General features: G+C 68.3%; 19 protein-coding genes and 1 pseudogene. 4 read left to right on the plus strand and 16 right to left on the minus strand.

The window, feature by feature from the left end; all coding sequences use genetic code 11:
* Positions 1 to 290 precede the first annotated feature (290 nt).
* Complete coding sequence (locus ACYVPE_RS12010; protein ID WP_461033564.1) at positions 291 to 533, plus strand: transposase family protein; 243 nt, start codon at positions 291 to 293, stop codon at positions 531 to 533.
* Between the two features lie 469 nt (positions 534 to 1002).
* Here the strand turns inward: ACYVPE_RS12010 and ACYVPE_RS12015 are convergent, their stop codons facing one another.
* Together ACYVPE_RS12015 and ACYVPE_RS12020 are read right to left on the minus strand one after the other, a co-directional pair.
* A complete protein-coding gene (locus ACYVPE_RS12015) occupies positions 1003 to 5610 on the minus strand; it encodes a tetratricopeptide repeat protein (protein ID WP_461033492.1) in 4608 nt (1535 codons plus the stop codon).
* A 219-nt stretch (positions 5611 to 5829) separates the two neighbouring features.
* Positions 5830 to 5934: pseudogene (locus ACYVPE_RS12020) on the minus strand (transposase domain-containing protein); the annotation flags it as partial.
* Between the two features lie 307 nt (positions 5935 to 6241).
* Between ACYVPE_RS12020 and ACYVPE_RS12025 the strand changes: the two are divergent.
* On the plus strand, positions 6242 to 7111 hold the full coding sequence (locus ACYVPE_RS12025; protein ID WP_461033493.1) for an IS5 family transposase: 870 nt from the start codon (positions 6242 to 6244) through the stop codon (positions 7109 to 7111).
* A 41-nt stretch (positions 7112 to 7152) separates the two neighbouring features.
* Here the strand turns inward: ACYVPE_RS12025 and ACYVPE_RS12030 are convergent, their stop codons facing one another.
* The 3 genes from ACYVPE_RS12030 to ACYVPE_RS12040 form a co-directional block, all read right to left on the minus strand.
* Positions 7153 to 8403, minus strand: a complete 1251-nt coding sequence (locus tag ACYVPE_RS12030; RefSeq protein ID WP_461033494.1) for an AlbA family DNA-binding domain-containing protein — start codon at positions 8401 to 8403, stop codon at positions 7153 to 7155.
* A gap of 126 nt (positions 8404 to 8529) precedes the next feature.
* On the minus strand, positions 8530 to 9363 hold the full coding sequence (locus ACYVPE_RS12035) for a DUF2637 domain-containing protein (RefSeq protein WP_461033495.1): 834 nt from the start codon (positions 9361 to 9363) through the stop codon (positions 8530 to 8532).
* 371 nt (positions 9364 to 9734) lie between these two features.
* Positions 9735 to 10769: a phosphotriesterase family protein gene (locus tag ACYVPE_RS12040; RefSeq protein ID WP_461033496.1), complete on the minus strand. Its 1035-nt coding sequence runs from the start codon at positions 10767 to 10769 to the stop codon at positions 9735 to 9737.
* 266 nt (positions 10770 to 11035) lie between these two features.
* Between ACYVPE_RS12040 and ACYVPE_RS12045 the strand changes: the two genes are divergently transcribed.
* Together ACYVPE_RS12045 and ACYVPE_RS12050 are read left to right on the plus strand one after the other, a co-directional pair.
* Positions 11036 to 11536 carry a RidA family protein gene (locus tag ACYVPE_RS12045; protein ID WP_461033497.1) on the plus strand — a complete coding sequence of 167 codons (501 nt, stop codon included), beginning with the start codon at positions 11036 to 11038 and terminating at the stop codon, positions 11534 to 11536.
* Positions 11509 to 12765: an MFS transporter gene (locus ACYVPE_RS12050; protein ID WP_461033498.1), complete on the plus strand. Its 1257-nt coding sequence runs from the start codon at positions 11509 to 11511 to the stop codon at positions 12763 to 12765. Before ACYVPE_RS12045 ends, ACYVPE_RS12050 begins: the two co-directional genes overlap by 28 nt.
* Before the next feature lie 48 nt (positions 12766 to 12813).
* Here ACYVPE_RS12050 and ACYVPE_RS12055 read toward each other — a convergent pair whose 3' ends face one another.
* From ACYVPE_RS12055 to ACYVPE_RS12105, 11 genes are all read right to left on the minus strand, one after another.
* Positions 12814 to 13872: an ABC transporter ATP-binding protein gene (locus tag ACYVPE_RS12055; RefSeq protein WP_461033499.1), complete on the minus strand. Its 1059-nt coding sequence runs from the start codon at positions 13870 to 13872 to the stop codon at positions 12814 to 12816.
* Positions 13869 to 14744 (minus strand): ABC transporter permease, encoded by an 876-nt coding sequence (locus ACYVPE_RS12060; protein WP_461033500.1) that lies wholly within the window; start codon positions 14742 to 14744, stop codon positions 13869 to 13871. The genes ACYVPE_RS12055 and ACYVPE_RS12060 overlap by 4 nt, the downstream gene beginning before the upstream one ends.
* A 4-nt stretch (positions 14745 to 14748) precedes the next feature.
* Positions 14749 to 15690, minus strand: coding sequence for an ABC transporter permease (locus ACYVPE_RS12065; RefSeq protein ID WP_461033501.1), 942 nt, complete (start codon positions 15688 to 15690; stop codon positions 14749 to 14751).
* 10 nt (positions 15691 to 15700) lie between these two features.
* The gene (locus ACYVPE_RS12070; protein WP_461033502.1) at positions 15701 to 16759 is read right to left on the minus strand and encodes an extracellular solute-binding protein; all 1059 of its coding nucleotides are present in this window, start codon (positions 16757 to 16759) and stop codon (positions 15701 to 15703) included.
* Positions 16760 to 16941: 182 nt separating this feature from the next.
* Complete coding sequence (locus tag ACYVPE_RS12075) at positions 16942 to 17358, minus strand: cytidine/deoxycytidylate deaminase family protein (protein WP_461033503.1); 417 nt, start codon at positions 17356 to 17358, stop codon at positions 16942 to 16944.
* A 46-nt stretch (positions 17359 to 17404) separates the two neighbouring features.
* The gene (locus ACYVPE_RS12080; protein ID WP_461033504.1) at positions 17405 to 18169 is read right to left on the minus strand and encodes an amidohydrolase family protein; all 765 of its coding nucleotides are present in this window, start codon (positions 18167 to 18169) and stop codon (positions 17405 to 17407) included.
* Positions 18169 to 19230: an extracellular solute-binding protein gene (locus tag ACYVPE_RS12085; RefSeq protein ID WP_461033505.1), complete on the minus strand. Its 1062-nt coding sequence runs from the start codon at positions 19228 to 19230 to the stop codon at positions 18169 to 18171. The genes ACYVPE_RS12080 and ACYVPE_RS12085 overlap by 1 nt, the downstream gene beginning before the upstream one ends.
* A gap of 82 nt (positions 19231 to 19312) precedes the next feature.
* Positions 19313 to 20740 (minus strand): amidase, encoded by a 1428-nt coding sequence (locus tag ACYVPE_RS12090; RefSeq protein WP_461033506.1) that lies wholly within the window; start codon positions 20738 to 20740, stop codon positions 19313 to 19315.
* Positions 20741 to 20759: 19 nt separating this feature from the next.
* The gene (locus tag ACYVPE_RS12095; protein WP_461033507.1) at positions 20760 to 21764 is read right to left on the minus strand and encodes a phosphotriesterase family protein; all 1005 of its coding nucleotides are present in this window, start codon (positions 21762 to 21764) and stop codon (positions 20760 to 20762) included.
* Positions 21761 to 23119: an amidohydrolase gene (locus ACYVPE_RS12100; RefSeq protein WP_461033508.1), complete on the minus strand. Its 1359-nt coding sequence runs from the start codon at positions 23117 to 23119 to the stop codon at positions 21761 to 21763. Before ACYVPE_RS12100 ends, ACYVPE_RS12095 begins: the two co-directional genes overlap by 4 nt.
* A complete protein-coding gene (locus tag ACYVPE_RS12105; RefSeq protein WP_461033509.1) occupies positions 23116 to 24834 on the minus strand; it encodes a gamma-glutamyltransferase family protein in 1719 nt (572 codons plus the stop codon). The genes ACYVPE_RS12100 and ACYVPE_RS12105 overlap by 4 nt, the downstream gene beginning before the upstream one ends.
* Positions 24835 to 24848 lie beyond the last annotated feature (14 nt).

Raw genomic sequence — 24848 nt, forward strand, 5'->3', positions numbered from 1 at the left:
TCGACTTCCCACGGCTTCGGCCGCACCACCCCGCACCCCCACATCATCGACCTCGGAGTGATCCAACCACCTCGAAGATCATTTCGTTAGGAGTTCTAAGCGGGATTCCCTTCGAGCCGTCGCACCAGCCCGCGACGCTGGCCGGCCCGCCGGTGGCAATGAGGGTCAGGCCCACGCCTGCAACCAGCGCGGCCGTAGCCGAGGACGTGGAGAGGATGCGACGCATGGAGGATGCTCCCTTCGCCGACGCACGTGCCGTGCGACACGTGTAGTCGCCGTCCGCCACCGTGGTGCCGTCGGAGCAATCCTGGCCAGGACGGCTTGATCACACGGCCGCACACGATGGCCTGAAGACCTTGGCGGACAAGGGCCACCAGGGCGCAGGCGCAAGAGTGCTCGTGCCGGTGAAACGACAGGCCAACGGCATCCCGCTCGAGGAGAACAATCGCGCCTACAACGACCTGCTTACCCGGCTCCGGGTCCTCGGTGAACGAGCCATGTCCCTACTCAAAACCTGCTGGAAAGCCTTATAACACGTCACGCTCGCCCCCAGTCGAATCAGCGACCTAACCCACGCCTGTCTCGTCCTCACCCACTTCGAACACCACCGAACTCACTGAGAAAACCTCACTCAACTAGCAATCCGCTCCATTGGCAACCTTGGAATCAGACCTTCGAGCGCCCTCGTTCAGTGACGAATACAACAGGCTTGAATACTGCCAAATCACCAGTCTACTTCGAGAGCATTTAATCAACCGAATCACCCTCCGAAGTCGCCGGGGATGATGAGGAGGCGAAGACGTGTGGCGGCGTGGGACGAGGAGCTTGCGCGCTACGTCGCAGTCAAGACGCTGACCGGGTCGTTGACCAAGATTCCCGAGAAGCGCAGGCAGCATCGCAGATACGTGCGCTGGCACACAAGGCGGTTGAAGCGGGCTGCGATCTGCCCCGCCGCCAGCCCGCCCATCCTCGTATGGATTTCCCGCCGGGCATCCAGCTGAGTCAGCGCGCGCTACTGCTCCCGCAGCAGTGCTTAAATTTCCGTCCCGAGCGCATCATGCAGGGGCAAGGGCTGTTCCTGCGGGGTCGCACCACTGTTAGCGGCACGGTGGCGCCGACTGCTTGACCCAAGGCCATGGCGCGTAGGAGGTAGGAGGGATCCTCGGCTGTCATTCCCTGCAGGTTCCTGCCGATCACGACGATCAATGACCCGTCAAAAGCTTTCCGATACCAGTGGGGGTAGAAGTTGAGCGGCCCGGGAGGCAGGAGAAGGCCCTGGGGGCAAGTGATCGAGAGCTTGTTGCCTTCGAGTCGCGCCTCGACGCCGCCGCCGTCGATGCGTGGAATGTTACGGAAGTCCAATAGCTGACCATCTTTGAGCTTGAGCATGCTTTGCAGATTGGTGAACCCTGCCTCAAGGTAGGTTTTGAGGATGAGGTCTTCGACTTGCCTGCCGTCGTCGAATGAGCCCAATCCGCCGTAGCAGTCGGCGATGATCCCGGCTCTGTCCTGGCCGAACAGGATGCACTCAATCTCGGTACTCTCTTCTGGCTGCTTGGGTGCTGCGCCTTTCAGCTGGATCACCCCGGAGAGGATGCAGTGAGGGTGCGCCAGACGCAGTAGAATGTGGTCCATCTGTGGGTGCTGCAAGAAAAGCAATTCCGCTTCTCCGGTCTCGTCGATCAAGAGATTGCAGGCTGCGCATGTCTGCCGTGAGTTCCCAAGACGGATAATGAGTGGCTTAAGGTCAACTCCATCCAGTTCCTCCAGCACGGCGCCCGAGACATTGATCTTTCGCATGCCAGCGACGGCGGTCGAACTACCGTTCTCCGGATAGGTTTTGACGACGGAGTCCCCCTCAGACTGGTAAGCGCGGGCGCGGAGGGCCTCCATGACGCGTTCGTCGACTCGCTGCCCATCACCCAGCAGGTCGTTGAATGTGGGCACACCGGCGTCCGGTGCTGCCTCCGATTGCAGCAACCCCAGGAGGAGTAGCGCCTCGCCTGCCTCCGACCAGTTGTCGAGATCGTGGTGAAGGACGAAGGCTTCGCGTGCATGCGCCCGGGAGCTGTCAAAGTCGCCAAGCTCGCGGTCGGCACGAGCCAGGTTGAGTAGACAGTTGGCGCGCATCGGTTTGTCATCGAGCTGTTCTATGAGGCGCAGAGCCGTGCGAAATTCCCTGGCCGCGTTCTCGTAGGCACCGGATCGAGCGTGATGGGCACCGATGTTGGAATGTAGGGCCGCCTTAGCTGACTGCATCCCCAACAGCTCTGCCAGAGGAATGAGCTTGGTCATCGCGGCAACCCCCTGCACCTCCTCACCGATGCGGAGCTGGCAAAGCGCGGCCTGGCTCCGGGCAGTGAGAAGTACATGGAGGTCCTTCTGCTCTCCAGCGAGCTCGGCAGCTTTGTTGTACTGGTCGAGCGCCTCGGACCACTCCTCGTTCCGGGCCTGCACGTTACCCAGAGCCATCCGGCACTGAAGAATTCCCGATGTGTCGCCGGCTCGTTCGCACTGATCGAGCGCCTTGGTGATCGTGGACATGGCTTCCCGGTGGAGGCCCCGACGTGAGTAGAGCATGGCCAGTGCGCGGTAGGCCCGGGACTTGGTGGCAGGGGAGGCATGGTCGGACACTTCGGAGACGACAGACTGCAGGGTCTTGGCGCCTTCTTGCCATCGTCCCGCAACGATGAGAGCTTCCCCTAGAGCTGTCTTGATCTGGGCCATGGCCCGATTCTCCTCGGTGGCCTCCAGGTGGCGAGCCGCTTCGGTTAGATGGCTGACGGCTTCGCCGATTTGACCCCGGTGCCAGAGGTACTCGGCTCTCTTCTGCAGAGTCCTGGCGAGTACGCCGGGGTTTCGCAGATGCCGAGCCGTGTCCAGTGCGTCCGCGAAGCACGTCTCCGCTTCGTCGAGATGTCCGATACCTCCATGGTAGGAAGCTAGGTAGACGAGTGAGCGTGTGGCGTGCTCATAGTCGCCGATCTGATGGGCGAGGTTGGCGCATTCGCCCAGGAGTTCGGCTGCCCGGTGGATGTCTGCTTTATCTGCAGCCCGGTCGCCGAGTCGAAAAAGCGCCCGAATCTGGCCTTGGACGTCGTCTGTGTCGCGGTAGATGGCTAGTGCGGCCTCCAGAGGTTGGGCCGGAGCTGAGTCCGGCCGTTCCTCAACAGGTGTTTCCGCGAGCTCCATCAGCGCCTTGGCTTCCCACTCCCGGCTCCCGACAGCACGAGCTCGCTGGATGTCCTGCAAAGCCTCCCGCGCAGCCTCAGCCATGCGGCCCGTTCGGCGCAGCAGTGCGGCGATTACCCCGCGGTTCGACAGGTCAGCACGACTGCCCGCCTGGGACAAGGTCTGGCTGTTACGAAGGTATTGCTCAGCCCGACGGAGGCGGCCGATGGCCATGTGCGCCTGACCCAAGTTCCCCAGAGCTTGGGCTAGCGCTTGGTGATCCTCGACGATTCGCCAGAACCGCAATCCGCTGCGCAGAAATGGGATTGCGTCACGGGCTCGCCCGAGGTTGATGAGCAGTGATCCCAGGGCCAACTGCGCCAAATACATCTGGTGCGGATTGCTGGCGTCATGTGCCGTTTCGGCGCCGCGCTGATATAGGTCAACCGCGCGCTGGCTGTCGCCTAGATGGCTGGCAACCATTGCCAAGTTATGCAGAGCCGTCGCCATCCACTCGGGTTTCTTGGACTGGGTACCCGCTTCAAGCACGCACTTGTAGACGCGTTCCAGATCGCTCCAATGACTCCCCTGCCACAGTGAATCCGTCAGGTCCGATACAAGCAGGACGAGCGGCTCCCACACTTGGTATTGCCGGGCCATCTCGGTCATGGCAACGGCTCCTGGGCGATCTGCATTGAGGGTGCGCAGGGCGACCACATTGCTCTGCGCAGGTACCGTTGCTTCCTGATCTACAAAGCCGATCGACTCCGTTGCGGACCGTGCCCGGATGGCCAGCATGAGGCATGTCTGGCGGATAGTGGCTTCCCGTCGCTCTGTTGTGATGGAGGCAGACTTAAGTCGCGCGAAGCGATGCAGAATTTTGTGGAGGACGAACCGGTCGTCGTCGATTTGCTCGATGAGGCTGAGTTCGAACAGCGAGTCCAACAGGTCCGTTACTTCGTCGACGTGATCGTAGTCGAGCTCGCTCAGCGACGCTGTGGCGGAGGCGATGACGTCCGTGGTGATGGACATGTGGGGCAAGATGCCAAGCGTGGTGAAGAGATCTGCCTGCTCAGGGCTGAGCGCGGCAAAGCTTCGCTCGAGCACGGGCTCCAGTGCGGTCTGGCCGGCTCGGAGGACCCTGACCCCACGGTCAGGGCTGGTGATGTCATCGAGGAATCGGTCAAAGTTGACCTTGGGGCGGCGTGCCAAGTAAGCGGCTGCGACATGGAGCGCGAGCGGATGCCCGGCACAGGCTTCGACCAGGGAGGTCGTCTGCACCTCCGTCAGACGATCAGGGCCAGCGACCTCTCGCACCAGTTGCTCGCTGTGCTGGGCCGGCAACGTGTCGATCTCGATAAGGTGAACCAACCCGGTGAGCCCGCTAAGCTTGGAGCGGCTTGTGCACACCAGGGCGAAAGGCCCATCCATTCGAAGCACGTCAAGGAGCGCCTGCTCCGAGACGACGTCGTCGATGAGCAGTAACACTCTGCTTTGGGAGAGCGTTGCACGCAGAAGAGCCAGTTGTTGCGCACGCCCTTCGGGCAGCGGCGCACCATCGGGGCACAGTGTGTGTAGGAGCACCGGCACCAAATCTGCATGGTTTCCCTCGCCGGCAGAGAGGGCAACGTCGATATGGAACTGCCCGTCCGGGTAGACGTCGGCCACGAGCCGCGACAGACGCAGAGCAACGACGCTCTTCCCAATGCCTGGCGGCCCGGTCAGCACGACTGCCGCCCTGCCCTCACCATCCCGTTCCTCGACCAACCTCCGCCCTTCGGCGATTTCAGCCTCGCGTCCATACAGCGGACGCAACTCTCTGGGAAGGCCAGGGATCGCGTGAGGGACGGGCGCAGTGCGCGCCGTCTCCAACTGGCTTACAAACTCGTACAGACGGCCAAGTACATCCCCGGACAGTACGGCGTCGGCGTTGGCGTGACGAACGTCCTTGCTATCGTCCAGGAGCCGGCAGATCTTGTCGAAGTGCCAGATCTCCAGTCCTTTCAGCGGAAGGTGGAGTGCTCGCGCGTGTTCCTGCAGTTCCGCCTTGACCCTGTCGATACCCCCGCTGCCGGGGGCCGATGAGAGGACGACATTGCTGGTGATCAGCAGGTAATCCGGCACGCGCCCCTTCCGGACGCGATTTGAGTCCGGGTCGGCCCACGCGCCCAGCTCGGCGGTGATGTGGCGGATCAACCAACGTGCATTGTTGGCGGGTTCCTCCGGGCGCTTGCGGAACTTGGCCTGCAACACCCCGTAGCCACTCCAGGGATCATCAGGCGAAGGAAAGCTGCTTAGACCATGAAAAGAGGCTTCGCGCCCACCGTCAGGGCCGTCTCCGAAGATCTCCACGGATGGCCCCAGCACCCGAAGGGCCAAAGCCTGGGACAGTTCCTCGAACCGGTGCGGCCCAAGATTGGTGAGGGCGTAGTCAGTCACGGCGAACATTGTGGAGTACGGCACTGACAACGAGACGCCATGCTTCGGACGGTGGTGTACCGTCCCCCTGCTGACCTGCGCCAGTCCCGTCTACTCAGGTCTCTCGCGCATGACCTGGGGGAAGGGCTGGTACGCACAGGTGGGATCCGGACAGCGCGCTCTCGGCCAGGCTCGCATGAGGCCGAGGCGGTAGAGGTGCGCGTGGCCTCACTCGGCCAAGAACAGGCACATCGCCAGCACGAAGTGCACCACCACGCGCGCCGGCAGCAGCCGGTGACGCTGCTCGACCCGCGCGCACTCCGCGACCACTTCATCGACTGACAGCGGCCGTGCGAAGCTCCAGGTGGGCGGCCAGTTGAGTCCCGGCCGATGGCCTCCAGAAATCCTGGTGGGCGGCCTTAGAGGTCGTTTTCATCTCTGATGCCCTGCTATTTCCTGGATTTCGCGGTGCCGGGTCGTGGGGCTGATGGGCGTGGTGGTGTGGGTTGTGTCTCGGTGGTTGGGTGGGGTGACGGGTGGGGCGGGAGGTGGCTTGTGCCTGTCTCGTCCCAAAGTGCCGGCGCGGGACTGTGCCCCACGACCGAATCCCGCACGCCTGGGCGCACTCGCTGACGGGCGGTATGCCCGGGTCATGGCTGAGCGTCGCCCGTATCCAAGCGATCTGTCCGATGCCCGTTGGGCGTTGATCGAACCAGTGCTGACCGCCTGGCGGGCCGAGCGGCGCCGGCACGCTCTGAACATCGGCCGCCCGCCCGAGCATGACCTGCGCGAGATCATGAACGCGATCTTGTACGTGGACCGCACCGGCGTCCAGTGGCGCTACCTCCCACACGACTTCCCACCCTGGGAGACGGTGTACGGCTACTTCGCGAGATGGGAGAAGGGTGGCGTGTTCGCCCAGCTCAGCGGCCTGTTACGTGGCCTGGTGCGGCAGAAGGAGGGTCGGAACGGCGAGCCGTCGGCCTGCGTGATCGACGCGCAGAGCGTCAAGACCGCCACCAGCGTTCCCGTCTCCAGCCAGGGAACCGACGCGGGGAAGAAGATCGTGGGCCGGAAGCGGAGCATCGTGACCGACACCCTCGGCCTCCTCCTCACGGTGCTGGTCACCGCGGCCAGCGTCCAGGACTCCGTCGCCGGCACCCGGCTGATCGACCACGTGGCCGCCAACCATCCCGGCATCCACAAGGTCTGGGTCGACGGCGGCTACCGTCAGCACCTCGTCGAGCACGCCGCCGCCCTCGGCATCGACATGCAGATCGTCCAACGCACAGCCGGGACCAGGGGATTCACCCCACTGCCCAAGCGCTGGACGGTTGAGCGGACCTACGGATGGCTCATGCTCCACCGCCGCCTGGCCCGCGACTACGAGACCCTGCCCGCCCGCTCCGAAGCCATGATCCACCTCGCCATGACCGACCTCATGGCCCGTCGCCTCGCCGGCGAGGCGACGACCTCCTGGCGAGACCCGACACCACCGGACCAAGCTCCCATCACGGGATAAAACATCGAGAGAAAACGACCTCTTACAGTAACGCGGAGCGTCTATGCGTGGTCCCCGGGTGGGGGCTGGATCATGCGCACGTTCGAGATGCCACCCTGGTTCACGCAGTCCCGGGCAAGGTCGTGAACGTGCCAGTAGAAGTCAAGATCGGATTCGACGGCATTTACGGTGGTCTCGACCGGTGCGTAGGTGTGCAGGGGAGTCGAGACCCCGTCGTAGGGATAACCGAAGTTGTCCTTCGTCAGGATCTTGAGTGGCTGTCCGCCGGTCCATTCGATCCCGACGCGCACGTCGTACTCGTCGTTGTCGGTTGCTTCCGCCGCAGCTCGGATGAGCGCCATGAAGTCGGCGATGGCGCACTCGATGGCGGAGGACTCGACCTGCTCGCCTCCAAGGTATGCGTCGCGACTCACGGGATGCCCGCCAACCGCGGCCGCCACGGTGACCGAGCCGTCATCGTGGATACTGACCCACGCTTCCTTCCAAGTGGAGTGCTCGCCCGTCGCCGTGTTCGCGGCGACCGAGCGCCGGAGTCCAGGTCGGGGGTTCAACCGGTCCACACTCTCCAGTGGATGGATGCCGCCGCGCCCCGCATACACCAGCGCAAGGTCCGCGGCTCTTGACAGCACGGCTCGGACTCCGTCACGGCTCAGGCGATCCCGGAGGCGAGGGATGCGGGGGTGGGCGACCGCGGTCAGCCATGCTCGTTTGGCGGTGTCGCGGCCGGCGGATGCCTCGGTGAACAGCGCGTCCAGCGCCTCGGTAGCGTGGCGACGTTCCTCGAAACGCGCGCGGTACATGGCCTCGATCTGCCGCTCCTTCATCCACACCGTGTCCGAGTCGTTACGCACGGGCGCGCCGAAGTACTCGTTTCTGTAGATGAGATGTGGCCCGTCGACACTTGCGGGCACCTCGACAACGACGGCACGGTCTCCCCGCGCCCCGAGTCGATGGATACCCAGGCTGAAGACTGGCGGGGAGATAGCGGTGATCGCGGCGCCACGCAGGGCACGCTCGTACGTCTCCCCGAACTCGCCCACGTCGACGCGTCCAGTCGCCGCCTTCTGAGTCTCGCGCACACCGTAGACGATCAGGCCACCGCCGCTGTTCGCCATCGCAGCCACATCCTTGGGAAAATCTGTCTGTGGCAACCCTTTTGCAGGCGGGAGCTCGGCCTTCCAGTCCAGATCGTTCGTCTCCATCACACCGGCAGCCACCGCGGCATCGAGGAGCTCATCGGTCACGGGGCCAGGCGTCGTCCCGAGGGCACGGTGCAGTGCTGTGAAGCTCATGCTCCAAGCCTAGGGATCACCTACGACATCAAGGCGTGCCGCGGACTAACCCCGGGCAGCGGTGTCGGTTCAAGCTCAAAGATACGGACAAAATGACCCGACTCGACCCCTATGACGATCATGCAGTCACAGTGCGCGACCAACAGAAAAGTCGACCTCCTTCCCCGGGACGGCGATTCCCTCCTCGCTAGAGACGGCTCCATCTCGACGCCTCCAGCTCTCCGCAGTCCCCTCCTCGTTCACCTCGGAACGGACCGCGGCCACCAACGCCCGAGATCTCCCGGCTCCCACACCGAGCCGCTTTCGCAGCGTCTCCGCCGAAATCGGCCGCTGGTGGGCCTGCCGATGCCGAGCGTCCTCCTCACGAGCCCGCTCCAGCAGTTCCCTCTCCGGCCGCCCCGTGGTCGATCGCCTCGACCGAGCACGAGGAACGGAAACCGACTCCAACCGCCGTCTCCTCGGAGCCGACCGCGCCCCCGCCGTTCGGCGCGTCAGCCTTTCAACGGGCGCGTCCAGTTCCTTCCCCTCGCGGTCGATGGCGAGCTGCGCGGAGTCGGCGACCAGCTTGGACCCCGTTCTAGACGCATCTTCCGTGTCGGCAATGGCCTGAAGCAGGCCGGGACCGACCTCTGCCCATCCGATCAGCAGCAGTGGACCGACCGCGTCGAACGCCGCCTTGCCGTAGTGCCCCACCAGCAGCGGCTCCGTGACATTCAATGCCAGGGTCATCACGCTGGCCAGCACCAGCAGACGACGAGCCGGACGGATCGCCTCGGGGGCGGCGCCATTCAGCGCGAGGTAACGCACACCCAACAGCAACCCGAGCACCGACAGATCCACAGCAGGAGCCACCAACGGCGCCACGTACGCCGGCACACCCAGCCGCAGCCCCAGCGCCAACACGTTCCCGAACCCGAACAGGAACGTCAGCGCGATCACGGCCGCCATGATCGCAGTCACCCACCGAAGGGTCGCCCGGTACCCGACGGACGCGCCCATCACTCTTCCCCGTTCAGGACAGGTAGCCCACATCGCCTCCCGTTCGGGAGAACGTCAGCACGTGCGCCGGAGCATGTGCTCGCCGCACGGCGCCGCTCCCTCCCCGCCCCCGTGTCCACCGGCCCGAGGCATTGCCTTCCAGCATTCATCGCACATCACCCCACGGCAAACTGCGTTTGCCTGCTCAGGGCGTGGGCGTAGTGGTCGTGTCCGACTCGGACACACTTTTCCCCCGCGAACCGTGTTTCGCGGCCATGCGGAGCCGGCACCCGCCTCCACCCGCCCGGGTGTTCTCGCGTGGCGCGCGGATGCGACACCGGCCCCGATCGCCGTCACCGCACGTCGCGACGTGGCTCTCGCGCCTGGCGATCCAGCAGACGCCGCGGCTCGTCCACAAGCATCCGGTCGATGCGCCGCGCCAGCACGCCGCCCGCACGCAGCGCGGGCGCTATACGTGCCGTCAGGTAGCCGTAGCCGTAGCCGCCGTACGCCTGGAGTTGCGCCTTCGTCCACAGCGATCCGCCCAGGACGTGTCGCGACGAGGAGTGCTCCGCGCAGAACCGGGCGAAGAAGTCCAGGCGTTCGGTGTCGGACGGGTTGCGGACGCGTCCGACGTGGCCGGCCTCCGTACCGAAGCACATCTCGAGCACGGCGCCCGCGGCCGCGAGGTCGGCCCAGTACGCCGCGTCCATGTACTCGTCGGCGTTGGTGAAGACGACCCGCTCGGCCGGCAGGCCCTCGTCCGCGCACAGCGCGAGCACCTCGAGGCCGCGGGTCGCCTCGGGGTCGAGGCGTACCGTGACGGCGGCACCCGCCCGTACGGCGGCTCGCGCCGCCGCACGCAACATGGCGCGCTCCGACTCCGGCAGGTCCGCCGTCGTGCCCATGATGCCGAGGATGCCAGCGCGGTAGCCGGTGCCCGGCACCCGGTCGAGCAGCGCGCCGGCCAGGTGCTCCTCAAGACCGCGCTCGTCGAGTTCGGCGATCCAGCCGGGCAGCGTGGCACGGATGTAGGCGCCGTAGCCGCACACGATCGTCATCCCCGAGCGCCGTGCCAGGTCGGGCAGGCCGGCGTGGTCGGGACCGAGGCCCCACGAGGTGGCCTCGACGAGCGAGCGCTGGCCGAGCGCGACGGCGCGCGCCAGTTCGGCGACGGCGACGCCGGGCTCGTCGAGGCGGAGGTTGTCGGCCAGCGCGAGCATGTTCCAGCGCAGATAGCCGAGTGTCTCGGGGGCCACGCGATCCGCCGAAGGGCCCGGCGGGGCGCCGTCGCGCCGCAGCGTGGAAGCGTCACTGAGGACGTGGTCGTGCATGGACGTGACGCCCAGCCGCTCCGCCGGGATGGGCCCCAGCACGGTCTCGATCACGCTCGTCCCCTCAGTCCCGGATCTCGGCGACGGTGACCATCTCGAACGCGTTGCCTCCCGACAGACTCAGCACGCCGATGCTCGCCGACGTGCCCGCCCGACCTGGTCACCGAAGACCTCGATGAGGGCGGATGCGCGTAGTCGGGGATCACCAGGCCAAGCGCCGCCGCGCGCTGCTCGGGGGTCGGGGTCATCGGCACGGACTCCTCCCCTAGAATGGATCCATTCCAGATGGTATCGGATACATATAGCCTACGGGAGAGTACATGGCCGGTGCGGAGCGGAAGGTCCGAGAGCTCGGGCTCGACATCCCCGACTACGCGCATCCCCCCTACGGCCGGCGGTACGGCCCCATGAAGCCCTTTCACCGCATCGGCGACCTGCTCCAACTCAGCGGGCTGACACCGGAGAACCGGGCCGGCGAGCGCCTGCACCCCGGCGTCGTCGGCGTCGAGGTCACGATCGACCAGGGCTATGCGGCGGCACGGCTGACCGCGATCCACACGCTCGGGATGATCCGCTACGCGATCGGCTCGCTCGACAACGTCGCGAGCCTGTCCCGGGCCCTGTGCTTCGTGGTCTGCCCGCCCGGGTTCGGGCTGCTCCACGAGGTCTCCAACGGCGCCAGCGATCTCTTCATCGAGGTCTTCGGCGCCGAGATCGGGAGCATGGGCCGCGCGTCGATCGGGGCGACGTCGCTCTCGCGCGACAACTGCTTCGAGCTCTGGCTGGACCTGGAGTGCGTACCCGGGTCGACCGCGTCATGACGCCGGAGCGCGACGTCACCCGGACGGTCACCTTCTGGCTCATCTTCGCCGCCTCGGCGCTTGGCGCGATGACGAACGCGGCGAGCACGCCGATCATCCCCGTGTACGTCGAGCGCGTCCTGGACGGCGGCACCACGCTCTCCGGCCTCGTCATCTCGCTCGCGGCGGTCGCCTCGATGGTCGCGATGCCCGTCGCCGGAATGCTGGCCGACCGGCACGGATATCGGGCGGTCGCCCTCGCCGGCGGCGCGGTGGCGGCGCTCGGGATGGTCCTGCTGGCGGCCGTGCCGTCGCTGTGGGGAGCCGGCCTGGGCCGCGTGCTGTTCGGACTGGGCAACGCCGCGGCGATGACGCTCGTCATGACCTGGCTCGTCGCGACGGCGCCCGCGGCGCAGCGCGGCAAGGCGCTGAGCGTCTTCGGCCTGAGCGTGTGGATCGGGCTCGCCCTCGGCCCGCAGATCGGCGCGGCCGTGAACCAGGCGATCGGACCCGCCGCCGTGTTCGTCCTGTGTGCCGTGTTCGAGTTGGCCACCGCCGCGCTCATCGCCTGCCTGCCGCGACCGCCGCGGTCGACGCCGGCCGATCCGGCGTCCCCGAGTCCTCGGCGCGCGGTAGCGGTCCGGCGCGCCCTCCTCGCGGTCTGGACGCCCGGCGTCGTGGCCGCGGCGGCCTGGTGCGGCGAGGGGCTCATGCTCGGCTTCCTCATCGTCCATCTCGAAGCAGGGGGCGTACCGGCGAGCGGCCTCACGGGCGCGGCCTCCATCTTCGTGGTCTTCTCCGTCAGTGTCATCGGGGCGCGCGTCGCCCTCGCGAGCCTGCCCGATCGCATCGGTCCCCTGCGTTCGACCGCGGTCTCGCTGTGCGCGCTCGCGACGGGTCTGGCCACGCTCGGCCTCGCCAGCGGCTTCTGGGTCGCCGCGGCCGGCGTGGCCCTGATCGGCGTCGGCTTCTCACCGCTGTATCCGTCGCTGACGATGCTCGCCACGCGCGGCCTGACCGTCGGGAACAGGGCGCTCGGTCTTGGCATGTTCTCCAGCTTCACGAGCGTCGGCTACGCCGGCGGCGCCCTCATCGGCGGGCTCGTGATCGCCGTCGCCTCGACGACCTGGGCGTTCGTCCTCGTCGCCGGGCTGCAACTGGGGGCGTTGGCAACCGTGACGATCTTCACCCGCGACGGCGCTTCGCACGAGAGCCGCGGCGCCGACGCGCCTCGCGACCCCGCGGCGTGAGCCCGGATGCCGCCCGGTGCCGTCGGAGAGGTCGGAGAGGTCGGAGGATCACGCCGCGACGGGCACCGGCCGCGAGGGCGCGGCGGCGATGACGTGCACGCGCTCGGGGTCGCGGCACGTGACGCGGACACGTGTGCTCACCACCAGGGACGACGCGTCGACGGAGGGGGGCAGCGAGCACACGACCTTGCGCCCCGCGTCGGTCGTCAGCTCCAGGCGGAACCGCGTGCCCTGGAAGCTCAGCAGGTGAATCGTCCCCTCGACGTGCCAGGTGGGACACGGCTCGTCGAGCGGGACCAGTTCGAGGTCCTCAGGTCGCAGCACGGCGGTGCCGTCGACCTCGGCGCCCCGCGGGTCGTCCAGGATGCGCCTGCCGGCCGTGGGCAGCAGATTCGCCTCCCCGAGAAAGCCCGCCACGTACTCGTCGACGGGGTGCCGGTAGAGGTCCTCGGGCGAGTCCACCTGCACCAGGACGCCGTCCCGCATGATCGCGACGCGGTCCGACATCGTCAGGGCCTCCGTCTGGTCGTGCGTCACCGACACCGTCGTGATGCCGACCTCGCGCTGGATGCGGGTGATCTCGACCTGCATCTGCTCGCGCAGCTGCTTGTCCAGCGCCGCCATCGGCTCGTCGAGCAGGAGGACGCCGGGGTTCGCCGCCAGCGCGCGGGCGAGCGCGACACGCTGGCGCTGACCGCCGGAGAGCGACGCCGGGGAGCGGTCGGCCAAGCCCGGCAGCTGGACGAGCGCGAGCATCTCCTCGGCGACGGCACGCCGCTCCTTGGCCGGGCGCCGCGCCGCGAGCAGCGGGAACGCGACGTTGTCGCCGACCGTCATGTGCGGGAACAGCGCGTAGGACTGGAACACGACACCGACATCGCGCTTTTGCGGTGGCCGCCTGCCGACATCCACGCCGTCGAAGGTGAGGCGGCCGCTGTCGACCGTCTGGAGACCGGCGATGACGTTCAGCAGCGTGGACTTGCCACTGCCGCTCGCGCCGAGCAGTGTGACGAACTCGCCCGGCCGGACATCGAGGGACACACCCTTGAGCACATGGTTGTGGCCCAGCGTGACGTGCACGTCCGCGATCGAGAGGGCGATGGTCATGGTGTGACTCCTTCCAGCGCGGCCGACCGCTCGGGGGGTCGCGTGAACGCCACGCGGCCTGCCCGGCGCCGCCTGACGGCATTGCTGACGGGAATGACGGCGAGCACCAGGACGGCGAGGACCGAGACCAGGGTGGAGGCTGCGGTCAGCTCGGGCGAGAATGCCTCCTGCGACGCGTTGAGCATCCGCAGCGGCAGCGTCTGCTCTCCCGGCGGCATGAGGAAGACCGCGAGGACGACCTCGTCGAACACGACGACGAAGGCGAACAAAGCGCCCGACAGCAAGTACGGCAACAGTGCCGGCAGTTCGATCTTCCAGAGGATCAGCGGCCACCGCGCGCCGAGCGTGCGCGCCGCGGGGCGCAGAGCGGGGTCGATCCGGGCGATGCCGCCGGAGACGACGACGAACACGTACGGCAGGGCGATAAGAGCGTGCCCGAGGATGAGTGGGACGAACGTGCCGCGCAGAAAGCCGAGGTCCATGGTGACGCCGTGGAGCCCGACGGCGTAGGCGATCGGCGGCAGGGCGATCGGGAGGATGAACAGCGTGCGGATCCAGCGCCGCGCCAGCGGGTCGCGCACCCTCGTCAACCCGAGCGCACCGAGCGTGCCCAGGACGGCGGCGATGACGGTGGAGACCGTCGCGGTCCACAGGGACAGCCGGAACGACTCCAGCCACCGGCTGTCGGTGAGCACCTCGGCGTACCACTGCGGCGAAAAACCCTCGGGTGGGAACAGGATGAAGCTGCCCTCGGTCCAGGAGGTCGCCACGAGGACGAGGAACGGGACGATCAGGAGCAGGCTCGCGAGCACCGCCACCACGACAACGGGCACCCGGTACCAGCCGAGACTACGGGCGACGATCGTGCTCATCGCATCATCCCCACTTCTCGCTGACCCTGAACAGACGGTCGGCGATGAGGTAGACGATCATCATTCCTCCCACAAGCAGCATGCTCATCGCCGCACCGATGTCCGGCCGGTTGGCCTGGCTCATCTGGGCGTTGATGACGCCGGACACGGTCATGTTGCCGGGCCCGCCGAGCAGCAGCGGCGTGACGTAGAAGCCGAGCGACATGACGAAGACGAGGACGCCTCCGCTCAGCACGGACGGCAGGATCTGGGGCCAGGTCACGGCACGGAACGTCAGCCACGGACCGGCTCCGAAGATCGTCGCGGCGTTGAGCTGCTCGCGGTCGATCGACTGGAGCGCCGACAGCACCGGCAGCACCGCGAACGGCAGCATGACGGCCACCATCGCCGGATACATGCCGAGCGTCGTCTGGTAGAGCTCGATCGGCTCGTCGGCCAGGCCGAACAGGCCAAGAAGCCAATAGATGGCGCCCCGGGGCAGCTCGAGCAGCATCCAGCCGAACGAACGCACCATGATCGACGTCCACAGCGACAGGATCAGCGCGGCGAGCAGCGCGAACCGCAGCCAGGCCGGCGACGCGACGACGGCCAGGGCATAGGCGGTGCCCTGCACCATCGTCAGGACCATGACGACGACGGCCATGATCACGGTCCGGGTGAGCGAGCCGGCGAAGGCTGGCACGTCGAACGCGTCGGCATACGCCGATCCGCCGCCCTCCAGCGACCGGGTGACGAGGGTGACGAGCGGCCAACCCAGCGCGAGCGCGAAGAAGATCAGCGGTGGCCACAGCAACCACCGGGACTCGGCCTTGGTCATACCCGGCGGCCGGCGCGCCGGGGCCTCTCCGCGTACGCGCGGCACGGCCATCACCGGCTTGCTCACGTCCTCACGTTCCTGATCAACGGTGCTCGGGTGTTTCGGGGTGGTCCGCGCCGGCGTCGTCATCGGTGCCTCGTCAGCCGGCCAGCCAGGCCGTATAGGCCGTCAGCAGGTCTTCGTAGTTCTCGCCGCGCCATTGGTCGTCCCAGCGCAGCATCTGATCCTCGTGCTCGGGCGAGTTCACCAGATTCTCCGCGACATCGTCGGGGAGGTGGTCGAAGACCTCGGAGTTCACCGGGCCGTACAGCGTGCGTTCGGTGAAGCTCGCCTGCCGCTCCGGGTCGTTCATCCAGCCTGCGAGCGCGATGACGGCGTCCCGGTCGCTCGACGCGCTGGGGAACGCGAAGCCTGACGGCACGACAAACGCCTGGTTCCACTGGATCGTGACGTCTTCGCCGGCATTCATGAGAGCCGTGTACTGGCCGGTCACGGTCACGGCGATGGCGGCGCTGCCGCTGACCAGCAGCTGCTGCACCTCCGGGTAGGCCTGGTAGAACACGAGGTCGTCGCGGATCGTGTCGAGCTTGGCCTCGGCCCGCTCGATGTCGAGCGGGTACAGGTCCTCCGGCGCCACACCGTCGGCCAGCAGCGCGATCTCGTACGACGCGTCGAAGCTGCCCGGCGCACCCGGCCAGGCACGCGTGCCGGGATATGCCTCGGTGTCGAAGAAGTCCGCCCAGGTCTGCGGGCCGCCGTCGGGGAAGGTGTCGGTGAGCCAGCCCTGCGCGATCCCGAAGACGAAGCCGCCGACGAAGTACGGGCGCAGTTCCTCGGGCAGCAGATCGCCTCGTACGTTCTCGGGGAGCTCGACGAGGTTCTCGACGTGGCTCAGTGTCTCGGCGGCGCTGGACTGGAAGACGTCGTACTCGCCCTCGTCGCCGCTGAGCATGCCCATGTAGATCGCGTCCTCGATCGGGACGGAGACGACCTCGACGCCGGTCTCGTCCTGGAAGTCGTCGAAGTACGCGGCCTGCCGGCTCTCGTTGGTCGGTCCGCCGAAGTCGGCCCAGATGATCTCGCCGCTGAGTCCCGACGCCGTGTCGCCGGAGCCGGCGCAGCCGGCCGCGAGGGCGGTGACCACTACGAGCGCGGTACCGGCCATCGCGGCACGGCGCATGCGGATGATGCTTGCCATGGGAAGCGGGTCCTCCTCGGTGACCAACAGAGCGATGGATCCAATCTAGGTATCGGTGGATCCTTATGGGTGTCCGAGATGTTTCGCCTCTGCAACATCCCCCTGGCTCCGGATCGGGCCGCCAGGCCCGCCCCAGGTCGGGCGGTGGTGAGGTGGCGGTTGAGGCAGCCGGTCCGGGCCCGTCACCAGCCGCGCTGGCGCTTCGCGGGGAGCAGCTCGGCCGCCGTGACGGCCATCGTGTCGTCGCCGCGCGTCACCCACACACGCGCCTCGGGCCAGTAGTCGCTGAGCAGCTCGGCGCACACGCCGCACGGCTCGATCACGTGCTGGGTCCCGATCGGACGACGAAGCACGCTCACACAGCTCACCACCGCCGCCGGGGCGGCGCCGGTCACCGCGGCGTGCGACACGGCGTTCCCGGCGGCGACGCCCTCGGCGCACACCGCCCCGCGCCGCGAGGACGCGTCGACGTGCACGCCGAGATGCACGGACCCGTCGGTGAGCCGCATCGCGGCGACAACCTCGTGCCTGCCGGTCACGTACACCCGGTCGAGGAGGGCGAGGGCCGCCTCCACCAGCTCGGCGTCGTCGTCACTCATCTCCGGCGGTCGAGTCAACGGCGGCCTGCTCACGGGGGTGGCCGCCCTACCCGGTGATGCCGAGAAGCTTGGCGTAGTTGCCACCTTCGACAAGGGCGCGGTCGGCCTCGTCGCGAATGGCCTTCCTGATCTTCAGCCGCTCGATGTCGAAGTCGGAACCGGGCCACTCCGTGCCCATGAGGATCTTCTCCGGACCGAGCCGCGCGTAGGCGCGTTTGACGTCGGCCATGAGCGTGGCCGACGTCTCGAGGTAGACGTGCGGCTGGCGTTCGGCGACGGTGACCGCCTCGGGCACATTCCAGACCGCGCCCATGTGGGCGATGATCGTGGGTACGTCCGCGTGATCCTTCGCGATCTCCTCGATGGCGAAGGGCGCACAGAACGCGTCGTCGAGCGCGTTGATCAGCACGACCATCCCGTGTTCCGCGCACTGACGGAAGACCGGATCGAGCAGGCCATGGTCGGCGACGTGATAGCCATGCAGGCTGGGATGCAGCTTGAGCCCCCGAATGCCCGCCGCGGCGAGGCGGCGGATCTCGTCGAGAGCGTCGTCCGACTGCGGCATGACCTGACCGAAACCGATGAACCGGTCCGGGTACGCATCCTGCATACCGATGATGAAGTCGTTCTCGATCCGCTGCGAGAGCGAGCACACCATGGCCATGTCGACGCCGGCGGCGTCCATGCTGTCAAGGATCCGCCGCGGGTCGAAGGGCACGTACGCGGGCGGCTGCTCACCCGCGCGGACTCCGGTGAGGTAGTCCGAGCGCCCGCGGACATCCTGGGTCGTGTTGTACGCGTCGATGATCATCAGCCGGCCAGCCACTCCGTGTAGGTGTCGAGCATCGCCTGCTTGTTGTCCGCGCGCCACTGCTCGTTCCACGGGATGACGAGACCATCATGCTCCGGCGAGTTGGCCAGGGTCTCGGCGAACTCGGGGTCGAGGACGTCGAACACCGCGGAGTTCACCGGGCCGTACCCCGTGCGCTCGACGAACGTCGCCTGGTTCTCCGCGTCGTTCATCCATTCGGCGAGAGCCGCCACGGCGTCGGAGTCGCTCGACTCCGGTGGAATGACGAAACCCTGCGGCGTCGTGAACGCCTGGTTCCACTGCACGGTGACATCCTGGCCAGCGTTGCGCAGAGCGTTGAACTGGCCGGTCACCGATACGGCGATCGACGCGCTTCCGCTGACGAGCAGTTGCTGCACCTCGGCATAGGACTGATAGAACACGAGGTCGTCGCGGATCGTGTCGAGCTTGGCGATAGCCCGATCGAGATCGAGCGGGTAGAGGTCCTCGGGCGCGACGCCGTCGGCCAGGAGCGCGATCTCGTAGGACGAGTCGTAGAACGCCGGCGCACCCGGCCAGGCACGCGTGCCGGGATAGGTCTCGGTGTCGAAGAAGTCAACCCAGTCCTGCGGACCGCCGTCCGGGAACGTGTCCGTCAGCCACCCCTGCGCCATGCCGAGGTAGAAGCCGCCCAGCAGATAGGGACGCAGCTCGTCCGGCAGCAGGTCGGACTGGGCCGACTCCGCCAACTCCCGCATTCCGTTGGGATAGTTCAGAACCTCGGCGGCGCTGACCTGGAACGCGTCGTAGTCACCGGCCTCGCCCTCGAGCATGGGGTAGGAGATGGAGTCCTCCGTGGTCACCGAGGTCACCTCGGCACCGTACTCGTCGGCGAACCCGTCGAAATACGCGATCTGACGGCTTTCGTTGGTGGGGCCGCCGAAGTCGGCCCAGATGATCTCGCCGCCGATGCCGCCGTCGGCGGTGTCTCCCGACGTACTGGAGCAGCTCACGGTCAAAGCACCGACGCTGATCAGCGTGAGGCACGAGGCGACGAGCCGCCCACGGAAACTGAGGGTCATGTCAACGTGCTCCTCCGAAGCGACCACCGGGAAAGTTGGATCCAAACTACACTCTCTTGGATCCTTTGACTACCGTCGACGTTCACATCGGGGGACGGCGGCCGACGTGGCCGAGCACGGCCTCGATTCCCGCCGTGGCGCAGAGCAGAGCGAACTCACCCCGGTGACGCCCGACGGCCTGCAACCCGACCGGCAGCCCCGCGCTGAATCCACCCGGTGTGACGACAACGGGGTGCGCTGTGACGGTGAATCGGTTCGCGAGCATCTGCCAGCGGAAGTACCGGTCGTACTCGACACCGCCGACCCGGTCGACCCATTCCACCTCGGCGGGCGGGGCGACGACGGGCGTCGCGGGCGCGATGAGCACGTCGAAGTCGTCGAACAACCGCTCCGTACGGCGGAAGATCTCGGTGCGCGCACGCAGCGCGTCCGCGAGTTGGCCCGCCGTGAGCCGCTCGCCCTGCCGGATGTTGCGCAGCAGGTCGGGGCGCATCACGTCGGGATGCCGCGCCGCGTCCTCGCGGCCGAAGGCGAAGAAGTTGAACATCTCGATCGTCTCCCACGCCTCCTCGGCGTCGGCGAGCTCGGGCTCCAGGTCGGTGATCGGATACCCGGCGGCTACGAGCGCGTCGCGGGCGGCCGCGTGGGCGGCGGCGACCTCCTCGCTGATCGGCACGCCGCCCGCCGTCGCACTCCAGCCGATACGCACGTGCGGCGGGGCACTCGAGGCGACGTCAAGGAAACGCGCGGGATCCTCGGGGATCGAGATCGGGGCGTAACGGTCGGCGCCGCTCATCGCCGCGAGGCCGAGCGCCGCGTCAAGGCTCGACCGTGCCATGGGGCCGAGCACGCCGTGTGCGGTCCAACCGTTGTCGGGGCGTCCACTTGCCACCCGGCCGGGTGTCGGGCGCACGCCGACGACGTTGCAGAACGCCGCGGGGTACCGCAGGCTGCCGCCGCTGTCGGAGCCGTCGGCGATCGGCAGCATGCCGACCGCGAGCGCCGCGGCCGCGCCGCCGCTCGATCCGCCCGCGTGGCGCGAGGTGTCGTACGGGTTGCGGCAGACGCCGTGCAGCGGGTTGAACGTCAGGGTCCCGAGCCCTTGCTCGGGCGTAGCGGTCTTGCCGATGATGATGGCGCCCGCCTCGCGAACGCGGCGCACCATGAGGGCGTCCTGGGTCGCTGCCGGAGCGTCGGCGTAGGCGGCAGAGCCGTGGCTCGTCGGCAGCCCCGCAACGTCCATGAGGTCCTTCACGGCAGTGGGGAGCCCGTGCAGGACGCCCACCTCCTCCCCCCGCGCCACCGCGCGGTCGGCCTCGCGAGCCGCCGCCAACGCCTGCGACTCCGGGACCATCGAGACGATGGCGCCTACCGTGTCGTTCGTCTCGGCGATACGGTCCAGGTGGGCGCGCATCACCTCCTCGGCGGAGATCTCGCGGGTGCGGATACCGCGCGCGAGATCTGCGGCGCTCCACCAGTGCAGCGGCCTGTCGGTCGTCCCGGTCGTCATGTGGGTGTATCCGTTCTGTCTAGCCAGCCAGCAACGCGGCGGGGCACGCGATGAGCATGTCGTCGATCCTCCGGGGCGCGACGCCCATCCGGGCGAGGGCGGGAGCGACACGACGAACGACGTGTCCGTATCCCATGCCGCCGTAGCGGGAGAGTTGTCCTTTGGTCCATACGGAGCACGTCAGGGTGACCGCGGCGGAGGGGCGATCGTCGAGGAGGGCGCAGAGGAACTCGACGCGCTCGGCGTCGGTGGCGTCTCGGGCGCGGTCGGCGAAGTAGTGTTCGCTGCCGAACGCGAACTCGACGGTCACTCCGGTGTCGACGATCTCGCGCACGTAGGTACGGTCGAGCACCTTGTCGATGTTGCAGAAGAGCACGCGCGACGGGTCAAGACCCTCGGACGTGAGGATCGCCACGACCTCAGGACCGCGGCGGGCCGCGGCGTCGAGGCGAACGCTCACGGCCGCGTTCGCGGCCGCGGCGGCCCGTGCGGCGGCGCGCAACGCACGGTGCTCGGCCGGCGTGATCTCGGCGCTGGTGCCGAGCAGACCCAGCAGGCCCGCGCGGTATCCGGCGCCGGGGACGGCCTCGGTGAGCGCCGTCGTGAACGCACGCTCCATCCAGGCCTCTGTCTTCGTGGCCCACCAGCCCGGCAGGGTCTTGTCGATGTAGCTGCCGTAGGCGGCGACGATATGGACTCCAGCGGCGCGCGAGATCGCCGGAAGGTCGGCGTGGCGTGGCCCCATCCCCCACGACGTCGCCTCGACGATCGCGCCGAGACCCGCCTCCGCCGCGGCGGACAGTTCGGCGACTGCGGTCTCGGGCGAGTCGAGCGTCAGGTTGTCGGGCAACGACAGATAGCTCCACCGCAGGTCGCCGAGGACCTCCGGGCGCATCGGCCCCTTGAGCGTCCCGCCTTCGCGCGTCGGCCGCACCAGGTGCCGCGCATCGGTGAGCACATGCTCGTTCGTCGCGACCCGGCCGAGCGCCGAGGCCTCGATCGGACCGAGGACCGTCTGGATCACGCGCCCACCTCGTCATACACGGTCTGGCCGCCGACGACGGTGCGGCGTACGGTCAGCACGCGCAGGCGATCGATCGGCACCGCTGTGGGGTCCGCCGACCACAGGGCCCAGTCGGCGAGGCGACCGGCCCGCAGCATGCCACGGCTGGATTCGGCGAAGGCGGCGTACGCCGCGCCGGTCGTGTAGGCGGCCAGCGCTTCCTCGACCGTGATCGCCTCGCCGAGGCTCAGCGGCTCGTCCTCGCCGCGCACCCGCCGGGTGACCGCCTGCCACATGAGATGGCGCGGATCGAAGGCGAAGAATGGCCCGTCCGAGCCGAACGCGACGACGGCGCCGGCATCGAGCCAGCTGCGCACGGGGTTGGCGCGCTCGGCGCGCTCCCCCAGCGCGACGCGCAGCCCCGCGCCGTTCTGCCAGATGATCGACGGCTGCAGTGACGCGATGACGCCCGCGCGGGCGGCGGTCGCGATCGTCTCCGCGCTCGGCTCAAGGTACCCGTGGATGATCTGGAACCGGCGCCGCGCCACCGCGGCGCCCGCGGCGGCGTACTCGCGCGCGACGAAGGCCATCGCCGCACCGCCGACGGCGTGGGTGCCCACGCCCCAGCCGTGCTCGGCGCAGAAGCGCACGAGCCGCGCGAAGTCCTCGTCGGAGATCCGCCGCAGTCCCCGGTAGCCGCTCTCGTCCCACGGCTGGTCGAGCAGTGCCTGCCCCTTCAACGCCTCTCCGTCGGCGTAGACCTTGATCGGGCCGATCCGCAGCTGGTCGTCGCCGAACCCGGTGGACACGCCGGTGCCCTCGAGGTGGGCGATCACGGCGTCGACGTCGGGCGTCGCCGTGGAGCCGATCTCGAGGTAGGGCATCGCGACCGTGCGCATCGTGAGCGCGCCACGACGGTGTGCTTCCTGGTAACCGCGCATCTCGTCGATGGTCGAGGCCGGATCGACGACGCCGGTGAAGCCCAGCTGATGGAAGAGCCGCTGTGCGATGCCGATGGCCTGGACACGCTGCTCGAGCTCGGGCGGCTCCTCGTACGGCCAGTCCTCGTCGTGGAAGGTGCGATCCATCGTCTCGATGAACTCGGCGAGACCCGCCCCCTCCGGCAGGTACGCGAGCGCCTTGAGGCCGCCGCGCTGCATGTGGAGGTGAGCGTCGATCAGGCCCGGCAGGATGACGCCGTCGTGCGTCTCCTCCGGTGTTCCCGAGGGGACGGCCGCGCGCACGTCGGCGAGCCTCCCGGCCGCGACGATCCGGTCCCCCGCGACGGCGAGTGCCTCGGCCCGGGGATTGCCGGGATCCATCGTGAGCACCGGCGCGATGTGGATCCGCGGGTCCAGCGGCGGCGCGCCGATCACGCGACCACCGCCTGGGCCGGCTGCCGCGGGTCGGCGGCGGACTCGAGGAACCCCGTCCTGGCGTTGCGGTAGATCGCCTCGACGGCGGCCGCGTCGCGGGTGTAGGGGGGCCAGCGCCGCACGTCGTGCCCCCGTCGTTCAAGACCCGCGTAGACGGCGGGGTCGAACCGGTCCTCCAGGAAGACGTGCGCCGCGAGGTAGTCGAAGGGCGCGAACGAGTTCGGGAAGCTCCAGGTCGAGAAGCGCGGCGCGTTCACGGCCTCCTGCAGTTCCATTCCGAAGTGGAAGGCGTTGAGGAAGACCTGGAGCATCGCCTGCACCTGCATGTCGCCGCCCGGGCAGCCGAACGGGAGCACGCTGCCGTCGTCGCGCACGGCGATCGCCGGGCTGGGCGTCAGCCGGGGCCGCTTGCCCGGCGCGACGCCCGCCGGATGCGCGGGGTCGGGCCGCGACTGCAGGCCGCGCAGCGAGGGGACGATCCCGGTGCCGGGGATGACGGGCGAGGTGGAGGCGCCGTCGGACGGCGTCGCGGAGAAGGCGTTGCCCCAGCGGTCGACGACGCACACGTAGCTGGTGCCGCCCTCGCCGATGTGGCGTACCTCGTCCGCGCGGATCGCGTCGGGGAGCACCTGCGACCGGCCGAACAGCGCCGGCGGCAGGCCCGTGAAGGCGCGGTCGGGGTCGATCGCCGCCGCACGCGCGGCGATGTGCTCGTCCCCCAGCAGCCGGTCGAGCGGCACGTCGACGAACTCCGGGTCACCGAAGTGGTGTTCGCGATCGGCGAAGGCACCCTTGAGCGCTTCGATGACCGTGTGCGCGTAGGCCGGGCTGTTGTGTGCCATCCCGTCCAGGCCGTGCCGCTCCAGAATGAGCAGCGCCGCCGCGAGGGTGGGGCCCTGACACCACGCGCCGCAGGTCAGGAGCGTGAAGTCGCGCCAGCGGGTCTCGACGACCGGCTCATAGCGTGAGCGGAACTCCGCCAGGTCGTCGTGGCGCAGATAGCCGCCGTTCGCCTCGTGGTAGGCCACCACGCGGTCGGCGATCTCGCCCTCGTAGAACGCCGCGCGGGCGGCCTCGAGACCGGCGACCCGGTCGCCGCCCGCGCGTTCCTCGGCGTCGATCATGGTCTGGATCGTGCGCGCGAGGTCGGCCTGGACGAATCGCTCCCCCACGCGCGGCGGCCGGCCACCGGGCAGGTAGATCGCCGCGTTCGCGGCCCACCTCCGGTAGCCGGCCTGCCGCTTGGCGATGCCGTCGGCGAGCAGCGGGAAGACGGCGAAGCCGTCCCGCGCCAGCCGCACCGCGGCCGCCGCGACCCGGGCGAAGGTCATCGTGCCGTAGTCGCGCAGCGCCGTGATCCAGGCGTCGGGCGCGGCCGGAACGACGGTGCGCAGGACGCCGGTGGGGATGGTGCCGCCGTGCTCGGTCTGGAACAGGTCGGCCGGTACGCGCCGCGGCCAGACCCCGAGCCCGTCGAGGCTCACGGTGGTGCCGTCGGCGAGGCGGATCATGATGGGCGCGACGCCGGCGAAGTTGACCTCGTCGGCGTGCAGCACGGCCAGCGCCATACCCGCGCAGCAGCCGGCGTCGACCGCGTTGCCGCCCGCCTCGAGGATCGCGAACGCCGCGGCGGAGGCCAGGTAGTGCCCGGAGGACGCCGAGTGCAGCGTGCCTACGAGTGTCGGATTCGGTGCCGGCCAGGTGGGTGGCGTCATGATGAAGTCTTCCT

It is taken from the genome of Streptomyces mayteni (assembly GCF_054783955.1).

What these genes read in the sequence shown, in the direction of transcription:
- ACYVPE_RS12025 (WP_461033493.1), top strand. Translation starts at nt 6,242, where the DNA reads ATGGCTGAGCGTCGCCCGTATCCAAGCGATCTGTCCGATGCCCGTTGG.
- ACYVPE_RS12105 (WP_461033509.1), bottom strand. Translation starts at nt 24,834, where the DNA reads ATGACGCCACCCACCTGGCCGGCACCGAATCCGACACTCGTAGGCACG.
- ACYVPE_RS12080 (WP_461033504.1), bottom strand. Translation starts at nt 18,169, where the DNA reads ATGATCATCGACGCGTACAACACGACCCAGGATGTCCGCGGGCGCTCG.
- ACYVPE_RS12070 (WP_461033502.1), bottom strand. Translation starts at nt 16,759, where the DNA reads ATGGCAAGCATCATCCGCATGCGCCGTGCCGCGATGGCCGGTACCGCG.
- ACYVPE_RS12065 (WP_461033501.1), bottom strand. Translation starts at nt 15,690, where the DNA reads ATGACGACGCCGGCGCGGACCACCCCGAAACACCCGAGCACCGTTGAT.
- ACYVPE_RS12075 (WP_461033503.1), bottom strand. Translation starts at nt 17,358, where the DNA reads ATGAGTGACGACGACGCCGAGCTGGTGGAGGCGGCCCTCGCCCTCCTC.
- ACYVPE_RS12090 (WP_461033506.1), bottom strand. Translation starts at nt 20,740, where the DNA reads ATGACGACCGGGACGACCGACAGGCCGCTGCACTGGTGGAGCGCCGCA.
- ACYVPE_RS12060 (WP_461033500.1), bottom strand. Translation starts at nt 14,744, where the DNA reads ATGAGCACGATCGTCGCCCGTAGTCTCGGCTGGTACCGGGTGCCCGTT.
- ACYVPE_RS12085 (WP_461033505.1), bottom strand. Translation starts at nt 19,230, where the DNA reads ATGACCCTCAGTTTCCGTGGGCGGCTCGTCGCCTCGTGCCTCACGCTG.
- ACYVPE_RS12045 (WP_461033497.1), top strand. Translation starts at nt 11,036, where the DNA reads ATGGCCGGTGCGGAGCGGAAGGTCCGAGAGCTCGGGCTCGACATCCCC.
- ACYVPE_RS12055 (WP_461033499.1), bottom strand. Translation starts at nt 13,872, where the DNA reads ATGACCATCGCCCTCTCGATCGCGGACGTGCACGTCACGCTGGGCCAC.
- ACYVPE_RS12030 (WP_461033494.1), bottom strand. Translation starts at nt 8,403, where the DNA reads ATGAGCTTCACAGCACTGCACCGTGCCCTCGGGACGACGCCTGGCCCC.